Origin of the sequence: Leclercia sp. EC_58 (genome assembly GCF_019584355.1) — a bacterium.
Taxonomy (GTDB): Bacteria; Pseudomonadota; Gammaproteobacteria; order Enterobacterales; family Enterobacteriaceae; genus Enterobacter.
Map to the genome: position 1 here is coordinate 3,270,811 of NZ_VDAM01000001.1, position 10,952 is coordinate 3,281,762.

The following is a 10,952-nucleotide window of genomic DNA, read 5'->3' on the forward strand; positions in this document are numbered from 1 at the left end:
TTACTCCTGTGAACGCTGAATAAGGTTGAGGATGGCTCCCAGCTTTTCATTCTGCGCCACACTAATTTCACGACCGGCGGAATGCCCGGCGTTCTCAGTGATGAGGGCCTCCAGGCCGATCAGCCAGTCAAGAATGAAATAGCCGCTGTAGTTCAGCTGTTGCGGCGTGAGGCTGACCAGTCGTTCATCCTCCTTCCACACCACGCTGTCGCACTGGGCCGGACGGGTGAAGATCGGTTGATCGGGCTGGTTCTGACGGGTTGGACGCTTCTTCTCCGGCACGCTTTGATAGCCAAGCCAGGTCATAAAATCGCTCATGACGTGCAGAACGCGCGATACCTGGCGATCCACCATCCAGTCGCGACGCACGCCAGCCTGGTCGGTGTTCTGCATCACGGCGACCAGCGCCTCTTCGGCACGCAGACGCAGCAGACCGGTGATCAACTCATCGACCAGCTCTTCGGCGGTGGCGCGTGGCAGACCAATGTAATTGAGCATCGCCGGGGTTTCCGGAAGGCCGCGCAGGTGGTTGATCCAGTGCTGAACGCTCTGACGGGCAAAGGCAACTTCGTGGCTGTGGCTCTTGACGCTGGAGGTACTACCGTGTGCATCGTCGAGACCGATATCAAACACATCTTCCTCTTCCGCCGCAGCAGGCAAGCTCACCTGCTGCATGTACAGGTCGTGCAGCGAGCGACGCGTCGGCACCAGGCGCGCCAGCAGTTCGCCGTGCATCCCGTTGCGCTTTTTCACCGCCGCCACTATCTCCTGCGCGATTCGGGCTTTCTTCGCGACTTCTTCGTCACCGTCAGGCTGATACCAGTTGCCCAGCCCGCCTTGAACCAGCTCGTGACGGCTCTCTTCGAGCTGTTCGGCGATACGTTCCAGCTTGTTCTCCGGGCGTGCGACCTGGCTCAGGTAGCTCGCTATACGGTTCATGCCGCCATCATTGAGATTCAGCATCGCATCCCAGGCTTCTGCCGGCGAGGCGATGTAGCGGTTCACGGCGTCGTCTTCCACGAAGGTTTTACGCATCAGCGTCAGCTGTTCGGCGTTGTCTTCGCTTAAGGCCACTTCGCTGCCACCGCTCATCCGAATGAACGGCGTCGGCATGCCGGGTTTACGCACCAGGAAGGTGTTGTTGAAGGATTCGCCCTTCTTCCATTCACTCATCCAGCTGTATTTGCCGAATTTTTCCAGCATCGCCATTTTGATCATCCCGCCCTGTCCCCAATACTGACGCAGCAGGGCTTCCTCGTGTGCCAACGCGCCGGTGACGCGGTTATCGAACATGGTCAACGCCCAGACCAGCCCCGGCAGACGGCGGCTGCGCACGTCGGCATCGACGCCCTGGGTGCGAGAGATCCACTCGTCCAATGCATCACCCACATCTGACACGTCCGACTGCCTGGCGGAAGGGGTACAAAGCACCAGGACATTCATTTCCTGGTTTTCGGTATAGCGCTCAAACAGGTAAGCCACTTTGCCGCGCAGAATCAGCTCTGCCAGACGGCTGCCGCCTTCGCTCTCGGCCGACTTCGCGCCGAAGGAGTCGATAGACATGCGGCCGCGGTAGCCCGGGAAATCAAGCAGATCCACCTGATCGAACAGCGGCTCGGTGGTTGGCGCGGACAGCGGAACATGCAGCTCTGCAGTCAGTACGGTCAGCTCGGCCAGCGAAATGGTGACAGGTGCCGCCAGCTGGCCATCCTGTAGCGGACACACCTCAATGCGCGGGTCGTGCGGCTGGTTGAGATGCTCCAGCATGTCCACGTTCATGATGCTGTTTTTCTGGATCAGCAGGCCGTTCTCTTCAACTACCAAGGTGCTTAACGGGGCGCGCACTTCCTGCACACTGCCCAGGCGTTGCAGAGTCTGGGCAAAATGCCCATAGGCACGGGTCAGTTCAGGCACTTCTCCCCACAGCACCGAGAACAGCTGGGCGCGATCGTCGGTGGTCAGCCACGGCGCGAGGTTTACTGCCTGCGGCCAGTAGTGCAGGGCGAAGCGGCTTTGGGTTTTTCCCGCATGGCGGGTGAGGTAGTCCCAGAAGGAGACCACGTCATCCTCCGTGACGCCCGGCACGCGCGTCGGGCGGCGGCGTTTTTCCAGCGTCGCCAGCAGGTCGCCAATCCGTCCTTCGTCATAATTCCAGTCGAACTTCTCCTGATTGAAGTCATGCACAAAGGCGTTGGCGAGGATTTTGGCCATCTCCACTTCGCTGAACAGCTGCAACCTGACCGGCCAGTTTTGGTCGTCGTCATGCTTCAGGCGGCTAAATCGGGTCACCAGACCGGTGGCCTCTTTACCGCCACCTGGAGGGTTGATGTGGGTCAGAAAATCGAGCTGATGCCCACCGAGCACCGTGCCCAGCTTGCCATTCTCTCCAGCGGCCAACGCCGAAATCAGATAGGACTTACCCGCCTGCGACAAACCGAAGAAGCCGATGGTCATCGGGCGTGCGGCCGCCTGCGCCAGTCGGCGTGCTTTGTTGCGGCTGCGACGTAGGTTCAGCGTCAGTCGATCGGCTTCGGTGTTCAGACGCGGCGCGTCCTGGCGCACGGCGGCAATCCAGTCAATTGCCTGGCCGGCACCTTGCTCAACGCCCTGCCAGCCCTGGATGATGTTTGCAGAATTATGGGTACTCATTAGCTTTTGATACTCCCGCTATCCAGCCAGTAGTGCGTCTCGCTGAGACCGTTACCGACCATAGTGTTCAACTGGAAGGCCACGTCTTTGCGGTTGTAGTTGCGACGGGCATGGTCCATCTCGACGGATTCAATACGGAACTTCTCGGGACTGACCGCCTCGACGCCGTTACGTGGACGTCCCTGCTCGGCAGTGAGTTCGATACGCATCATGGCATCCCCGGCCAGCTCGCTCGCGAGGTTAGGGTTGGCAATTTTCAGCGTGTAAAGTGAAGAGGCAGGCCAGCGCTCGTTATCAAGCTGACGGAAACCAATGCGCACTTCACCACGCGCTTCAAAGCTTTGCCCCTGCGGAAGCTGGAATGTCTGCGCGTCGAGATCGATATCGCGATAAAAGACGTTGCTGTCTTTGATCAGGTTGTTGCCATCCAGCATGCCGAGATAGCGGATGGTGGAGTAAGGCACAAAGTTCTGGGTGCGGAAGAAGAAGCTACTCAGCCGAGAGTTCTCTGCCAGCAGGTACAGCATCGCCCCAACTGAAGCGGTGGATTTCGGGTCGTCGATACAGCCTTTCTTGTTGAAGGGATACCAACCGCCGGTCTCATAGCCATGCAGAGGCAACACGCGCGATGGCGGCACTGGCTGAAGCTGGCGGATCAGCGCCTGAATCCCTGGGAGACGCGACGGACGTCCCGTCAACAGTAGTACGTCGCAGTTGTAGTGCCAGAGCACTTCGCACAGGGCGCGAAGACTGTGGCAGATGTTCATGCGGCCACTGCGTGGATTAATGAATTCGTTGTGCAGGTTGGCCAGATCGATCTCCAGCGGCAGATCGAGAATAGAGAAGGGCGCTTCGCTTGAGACCTGGCCCATGCGCACCACGTCATTCACGTAGTCCTGCACTTTTTCCGTCGGCATGTTTTCGGTCAGCAGATCGCGGAACGTGAAGCTAAGCTGCTCGCGGCCGCTCTCCGGCGAATACTCTTCATAGCGATGCAGGATCGCCAGCGCCAGTGGGGCAAAGATCTGCAGTGTCAGCTGCTGACGCAGAACTTGCTTACCCGCCTCGATGGATTCGCTGCCAAACAGCTGCGACATCATCGATTCTGCAGCCATATCGCTATGGCCGACTTTCACGATTGCGGCTTTCACTGCCGGCTGCAGGTACAGGCGGATTACATCCAGCAGGATGTCGTCTCCCGCCACTTTAAAGCCTTCACGGAACAGTTGTTTTGGCGTGATACGGACGTTGATGCCTTCGCCGTCATCCAGCGTATAGCGGGAGATCACAAGATCGGTAGTGCCACCGCCAATATCAATAGAGGCCACCTTCAGACTGCGAGGCGCGTCTGCGGCCGGCGTATTGTCCGGGCGACGGGTCGCAGCAAAGAACTCATCGGTTCGGCCACCAAAGTAGGTTTGGGTTTCGTTGTACAGATAGACCAGCTGTCCGCAGGTAGCTTCGTCCCACTTCACGTGGACACCAGGTCGCGGGTATTTCAGCTGTTCGTTCTCTTCGCTTTCATCGTCCATCTCCTCCCAGCCCAACGCCTTCCACACGAGACGGATGGCATCGAGCATGCATTGCTCAAAGATGGCGCGTTCAGGTTTTGGCATTGCGGGTGGCACGGTCATGATGACATTACGCAAGCGGCGTGGCGTGCTGGCGTGGTTCATCTTCAGGCGCTGCGCCGGGCTGTTGATCTGCATCAGCGCCTGGCTCAGGACTTCAGAGAGCATCATGGTCATCAACGAGCTGCGGCTGTAAACCGGGGAGAAGACCGGCATCCTTTCATCTTCAGGAAGACGAATCAGCAGTTTGCCCTGGTCGTTAAGCATATACAGCAACGGTGCAGCGGTGGCGAGCGGCTCGCGGTCGGATTTGACGAACGCCTGGCTGAAACGCCAGCCAGGGGAATATGGCTGGTCGTCCCACAGATAGCGTTTCGGGCTGGAGATCCCGGTCGAGCCTTCTGTTCCCAGGCGCTGTGCCGCCATGCGGAAGGCTTCATCACCTACGCGGCCAATGGTCGGCCAGGTGAAAGCGTCGCTGCGACCACTTTTCAGCGAAAAGTCCTGCTTGCCAAACTCGGCCTGAGCAAACTCCAGGCGACTGTCGAAGGGTTCGTTATAGACGTTCTGCGGCTGGCTTAAGTCGCGCAGTTGCAACTGGTAAAGCTGCGACAGACCTTTGTTGTCATCACGGTGTTCTTCAATCAGGATGCCGCAACTGCGGGAGTTACCGATATCCAGCACCAGATCAACCGGAATGGCTGAGTCGCGGATCTTCACGTCATTGACCTGCACTTCCGGGATGGCCACGGTGGCATCGAGGATATTCAGCAGGTTGAGGTAGTGCGCCTGGTGCTCTTTTTGCCCCAGTTTTTCATCAATATCTTCCGCATGCTGGCGCAGCACGTCGCGCGCCTGGGTGCTGAACACTTCTCGCAACCACTCTTCTACCCAGGGGAGGGTCAGGAAATCGCCCATCTCGTGCGGGTGCAGGGCCAGCGCAAAACCGGCTCCAGAGCGCACGTCATCTTCGCTGGGAGCCAGATATTGCGTGTTCTCGCGATCCGGGAATATTTTAGTATCGAAGATCAGGATCGCACGCCAGGTATTCCCCTTCTCGTCGGGTTCTGCCAGCTCGTGGAACTGCACACGCGCCCAGTTAGTTGGCCCGTGTGCAAAAGCACGCGGCGGGTTAAAGCGGAAGAAGGGCAGCGGGAGCCACAGGCCCTGATAGAGGCGCAGTGACTCTTCCGTGGTCAGAGAGTAATCCGACTCGGCAAAGTGCGGCGCGGCATTACCTGCCGCCGGGATCTGCAGTTTATCTTCGCGTTCGTTATAGACCAGGCGCAAGATGGGACCATCGCCGTTCTGGCGCAAGAAATCACCGTATTCTTTACGGGTAGGCAGCGTAAACGCGAAATCCAGGAACTGGATCCCGCTGTCACGAATAATTTTGACCTGCTTTTTAAAATCAGTAAGTTCAGCGAGCATTTACTTACTTGCCTCCTGCTTCATCGAAATAGGGAAAAGGGTGTTGGCGTCGTAGCGGCCCTTACAATCCGCAATGTTCTGCGCGCCTGGCGCACACTGAACTTCAGGCATTTGATAGACCGAGCCATCGGAACATTGGGCTTCACCTTGGTTATTGATCGCCAGATTGCCTGACTGGATGGCCGCATTGACCGCACCGCGACAGGTCACCCCATCGCCACGCACCATCTGTACTTCGCCTTTGCCGTCGTTGATTTGGTAATTCAGGCTAAGCGGCTTACCAGTACGCTGATCCTGAATGCCCGCACCCGCGTGCCAACGTCCGTTTAAGAAGTCGGTATTTCCCTGCGCCAGCGCATCGGTTGGGATAGTCAACGGCACTTTCACGCCCGTCGGGCTGTTGCCAGGAGTAACATCCGGCGGCGTCAGACCCGGGGTGGCATTCGGGGTAGGCGTTTCCGCTGCGCTTTCTGGCGCCGCAAGGTCAACCGGCGACGGATTTTCTGCGGGCGCTTCATCAGGCAGTGCGGGTGCAGCCGGCATTTCGCCGTTTGCTGGTGTCTCGCCATTGGCAGGCTGATTCGCTGACGGTAGCGATGAGTCCGGCAGGACTGTGCCACTACCGCTGCCGTTCAGAGACAGGCCGCTGCCAACCGTACCGGTTGTTCCATGAAGGTCGGTATTGACCGCTGGCATCTTCAGCTGCGCATCCGGCAAGGCCGGCAGCGTGGCTGAGAAGCCCGGGATAGAGAGGCCGGGAACACAGCTGCGTAGCAGTAGCATGATCAGCAGTGCCAGCAACAGCAAGGGGAGTAACCAACGCAGCCAGGCGGGCAGCACCCACCACCATCCCCGGCGTGTGACCGGGCGCTCAGTGAGGGATTCAGCGACCACGGGGGCGGCTGGCGCAGCAACCGCAGGGGCGATCGGGACGGGCGGGCGCAAGCAATCGAGCGGGTCGATACGGGACGGATGGCGGGCATTAACGAACCCCCAGAAGCTGATGACCGGTTTACCACCCACCAGCCAGACATGGTTCTGGTCAGGGAACTGCAAGGCCTTCTCCAGCAACTGGCCAAACAGGCGTTGTTCCGGGTTGGAATGCTGGCTGTATTCAGAACTGAGATTGCGTAAAACGGAGTGGCTGTTTTCCAGTTGACTTAGCGCGGCCTGGCGCTCGCTCGAGGTGGCGGCCGACCAGGGGATCACATCCCCGTTGGCTGGGGCGTACCAGTCGATGCGATCACCATATTCATTGACCTGGGGAATTGCCAGCGTATCGGCAACCGCGCTCTGTTTTCTCAGACGCAGTGTTTCGCGAAGTTGCAGCGCGGAAATATGAACTGCCTGACCGTTCTCACCCATTGACTGGTATTTGTCGAGCTTGTCACTGCACAGGAACATCTCTTTCACGTTGGCCTGTCCTTGCTGGTAATTATTTGGGTTAACTCTGCTTTATTGATATGTATATCATCCTCAAGGGTGACTAATCGCAAGCGACAGGAATCACCTTCCGGGTGGGTATAAAAAGAGCAGAATAATTATCGGCAGGTGACGAAAAACGTTTAGCCATAAATTAAATTTATCGCGGAGGAGGTTGTCACCCACACGTAAAAACATGCATAATTTCTTACTGAAACTATTTCGACCTTAATTCATTAAGGCTTCTGAAGTATTATTCACAGCCCTCAGGGATATATTCCTTAATTGCCTGATTCATCATTTCATTAAATTCATGCGTATTGTTTACGGCATAAACTGCCCCCCCAGTCTGGCTGGCAATACAGTTTCCGGCACCGGTATTCATAATATCGACCACGTTGACCTGCAAGCGAGGTTTCTTCTGCTTTAGCTGCTGCGCGACCGTGCACGGATCGCCGCCGCAGGTCTCTTCACCATCGGTGATTAGCACGATAATAGCATCACGATCCACGCCATCGACCAGCTTGCCTGCCTTCTCTAGCGCTTCTGCCAGGGCGGTTTTCCCCACCGGTTGAATCTTATCGATGGCTTGTTTCAGTTCATCGCGCTGGGCAAAAGAAAAGGCTGGCGTTACATAGACTTGCTGACAGGTTGCAGCCGATACCAAGCTAATATCCATGTCTTTTGGCACTTCGTCGATCACCTGTTTTGCCGAGCGGTGCGCAAGGCTAATACGACGGGGTTCGCGATCAAAATTCTTCACCGGCTGATCCTGCATCAGACGGCGCAGCTCGTCCGGCGTAATGTCCATACTGATGGACATAGAACCTGATGCGTCAAAAATTAATACCATTTCAGGGGCTTGCTGTTTAGTCCTTTTTGCCGGACAGATCTGTTTTACCGGTTGCGGTGCTGGCGCAGGCGCACCATGGACCGGCAATTTTGCCGTGGGTATGCAACCGCGTAGCAAAAGAAACGCCAGCAGCACGAGCAATACCAGAAGTAACCACAACCAACGGCGACCTTTACTGGCAACCGGCAACGTAGGCATGGCGGGGCTTTCGCTCCAGGCGGTAATGACCGGCTGGCCATCAACAACCCAGACGCCGCGCTCATCGGGCTGGCGACTGGCGAGCGACAGCAGCTGCATGACTTCGTCAGGCACGGCATTATTTATCGAGAGCTTTTGATAAAGTTGCTCAATGACGACGAGTTTTTGCTGCAATAACGTACGCGCATTCTCTTTTTCCGCCGGTGGAAGCGAAGTCAACGAAACTGGTTGACCGTTAATTTCGCTGTACCACTCAATCGCCCCATCTGAGGCCAGGAAGGGCCGGGCAAAGACATTTTTATAGCCAGCAGGGAGATGCTGATCAACAAGAGAAATAAAGGCAGGGTAGAGATTTATATAATTTTGCGCAGCGGCGCTGTGCTCAACAGTCCTTGTTATTCTAATCATCGAAATCACTACGCCATCTGCACAAGTCCACAGATTAAAAGATGAAGAGGAAAAAAACAATTTATAATTATAAGAATGGCTACAGAAATAGATAACTACTAAAATTAATAGGAATCGCGGAGTAAACCCACCGATATATTGTGCCGTAAGGCCCAGTAGTAAAAATCTCAATGTAATCAAAATATCCATCCTGGCCAATTCCAGGTTTGTTGCCGGAATGTTTTCTAATGCTTAAATTTTCAGCGAACTGAAGAATGAATTCACCACCGAATATAAGCCAGCGACTAGCAGGGAAAGGTTCATGGTTGTGTCACATGGGGTGAAAATGCTTCAACTCACAACTTAGCCGCCTGAATACATCTTTTGATTTCAACACAATGAGTGATCGCTGGTACCATCCGCCGATAGCCGACTTCAATGACTACATATCTAATGTTCAACGTGGCAAAGCCCCCCTTACTGTAGCCAAGGGGCACAAAAGATCACCTTAAATACAGTAATTTTCGATTTCCAAACTGACCCCTACCTAGAGCCTACCTACAAGATACAAGTCAAAGAATATGTGCTGGTGGTATTTGACCTTACGCACAAATGGCTAAGAAAAATCTGATGAATATCAATGTGTGACTGTAACACATTGCCGTTAAATGCAGCGTCCCGGCGAAAAATGCAGGGATATAGAAAGATTCAGGGGGAGGCTGCGCCAACAGTCGTCGCCCCTATACCGGAGCTGCTGAAACAGCCCCGGATTGTCCGGCAGTATGCGGACACCGCCGAACGTCAAAAGATAAAACCCGTATGTCGCGCGGGAAAGCATGACGCTAGTGCCGTCAAAAGGACTGAAATTTGGGAGTAGCTTACTCAGGGCAACGCCCACCCCGGAGGTAGAGGTGGTGGCTCCGGTTGTCGTTCCTGCGCCAAAAGCTGACGAACCCGAACTGCGCAATCAGTTTGCGGATTCAGATCCCGCGCCCGCGTCATCCGGCTTCATCGTGGCAGGCCAGAAAAAGGCTAAGCCAGACAAACCGATCGAGGGACTGGCGGACGTCATCCGCGCCCGGATCCCCGGTGGCCTGATTGGTGATTTCCGTAAATTTGTTATTGAAAGGATTGAAGACGGTTTAAGCGCCGAAGACCTGGCCGACCGTTATCTGACGGAGCGCGGGTTTATGCCGTCCGTTACTGAACAGGCCTCAATCAGCGTGCCGGACGTCAAGCCAGCGACCGTGGAGGAGCATAAACCCACCCCGGCAAAACCTACTCCGGTTTCGCCTGTATCTCAGCAAGTCGATGTGAGCCATTACACTGCCATTGCCCCCAATGAAGAGGCGCGGTTCCAGTCCCAGCGCAACGCAGTGGTACAAAAAGCATTCCGCGATGCGGTCATAGCCAACTGTTACGGGCGTTGTCTGGTATCCGGCAAGAGCTACCAACGGGCGCTCCAAACATGCCATATCCAGCCTCATGCTCAGGACGGGAAAATGCAAGTCTGCAACGGCCTGCTGCTGGAAATGTCGCTGAATGATGTGTTTGAGGCGGGCGATATGGCGATTCATCCGGACACGCTGCGCGTTTATTTCAGCCGGGCGGCGATTGAGGGTAGCTTCGGTGAGTATCACTGCAAGGTGATCGGCAAGACTCAGATTGCCCTCAGTGCTGCCGATCTGATGGCCCGCTGGGAAGGTTTTACGTTACGTAATAGTGATGTTGTCGCCGCACTGTAGCCTAACACCCTGCCCTTTTAGGGGCGGGGTGTTCACTGAGTGAACGATACCGGCGGCACGATTAATGCACCTACTTACATGAAAAGCGATAAAGTTAGTCGCTGAAAAATATCCCCAGCATGCCTGGGAAATCATGCAATTGGCTAACGACGTTGAAAAGGGGCATGATAGCCGCCAGCCTGAGTGACAGTCGCACGGTGTAAACCTTTTCTCCGCACTGGGAATATACCGTAACAGTTATAGGTACTAGCGATAACGACGCGAAACTGTTTCAAGCGCGAGTCAAGCTTTGCAGTGAAACACACCGGGCATGGAACAAGAGCAGGGGGCCCACAGGCGCGCAAACCCCGGTAGAAATGCTGACCTACATGGCGTCCCGATGATCTATTACCGTATCGGGCATCTGATGACAAACCTGAACCTGAGGAGTTGTCAGCTTGGAAAATATAACTTTGAATGCGATGTCGGTTTAGCATAATTGTGGGTAGTGCTGCTGCTCCTTCAGCCCTTCATTTCATGTGTAGACTATTTAATTACATTTCGGTAGGCTGCACTGGCGGTCTCTGCTGGCTTGGAGTCTTCGGTAATGACTCCAACTTACTGATAGTGTTTTATGTTCAGATAATGCCCGATGACCTTGTCATGCAGCTCCACCGATTTTGAGAACGACAGTGACTTCCGTCCCAGCCTTGCCAG

The 10,952-nt window shown here is 55.5% G+C and carries 6 protein-coding genes; 1 reads left to right on the plus strand and 5 read right to left on the minus strand.

Annotated elements, in window-relative coordinates; all coding sequences use genetic code 11:
- The 4 genes from FHC51_RS16105 to FHC51_RS16120 all read right to left on the minus strand — a co-directional run bounded on the left by FHC51_RS16105 (position 1) and on the right by FHC51_RS16120 (position 8,721).
- Positions 1 to 2,649, minus strand: coding sequence for a putative virulence factor (locus tag FHC51_RS16105; RefSeq protein ID WP_220436029.1), 2,649 nt, complete (start codon positions 2,647 to 2,649; stop codon positions 1 to 3).
- Positions 2,649 to 5,651: a virulence factor SrfB gene (locus tag FHC51_RS16110; RefSeq protein WP_220436030.1), complete on the minus strand. Its 3,003-nt coding sequence runs from the start codon at positions 5,649 to 5,651 to the stop codon at positions 2,649 to 2,651. The genes FHC51_RS16105 and FHC51_RS16110 overlap by 1 nt, the downstream gene beginning before the upstream one ends.
- On the minus strand, positions 5,652 to 7,055 hold the full coding sequence (locus FHC51_RS16115; RefSeq protein ID WP_220436708.1) for an SrfA family protein: 1,404 nt from the start codon (positions 7,053 to 7,055) through the stop codon (positions 5,652 to 5,654). It abuts the gene before it with no gap.
- Between the two features lie 271 nt (positions 7,056 to 7,326).
- Complete coding sequence (locus FHC51_RS16120) at positions 7,327 to 8,721, minus strand: VWA domain-containing protein (protein ID WP_255584893.1); 1,395 nt, start codon at positions 8,719 to 8,721, stop codon at positions 7,327 to 7,329.
- A gap of 701 nt (positions 8,722 to 9,422) precedes the next feature.
- Between FHC51_RS16120 and FHC51_RS16125 the strand changes: the two genes are divergently transcribed.
- Entirely contained in the window at positions 9,423 to 10,256 is an 834-nt protein-coding gene (locus FHC51_RS16125) for a hypothetical protein (RefSeq protein WP_220436031.1), read from the plus strand.
- Positions 10,257 to 10,853: 597 nt separating this feature from the next.
- Here the strand turns inward: FHC51_RS16125 and FHC51_RS16130 are convergent.
- A partial coding sequence (locus FHC51_RS16130) for an IS1 family transposase (RefSeq protein ID WP_000641146.1) occupies positions 10,854 to 10,952 on the minus strand: 99 nt, incomplete at its 5' end.

Bases quoted from the DNA above. Each gene is read 5' to 3' on its own strand.
- FHC51_RS16105 (WP_220436029.1), bottom strand. From the start codon at position 2,649: ATGAGTACCCATAATTCTGCAAACATCATCCAGGGCTGGCAGGGCGTT.
- FHC51_RS16110 (WP_220436030.1), bottom strand. From the start codon at position 5,651: ATGCTCGCTGAACTTACTGATTTTAAAAAGCAGGTCAAAATTATTCGT.
- FHC51_RS16115 (WP_220436708.1), bottom strand. From the start codon at position 7,055: ATGTTCCTGTGCAGTGACAAGCTCGACAAATACCAGTCAATGGGTGAG.
- FHC51_RS16120 (WP_255584893.1), bottom strand. From the start codon at position 8,721: ATGGATATTTTGATTACATTGAGATTTTTACTACTGGGCCTTACGGCA.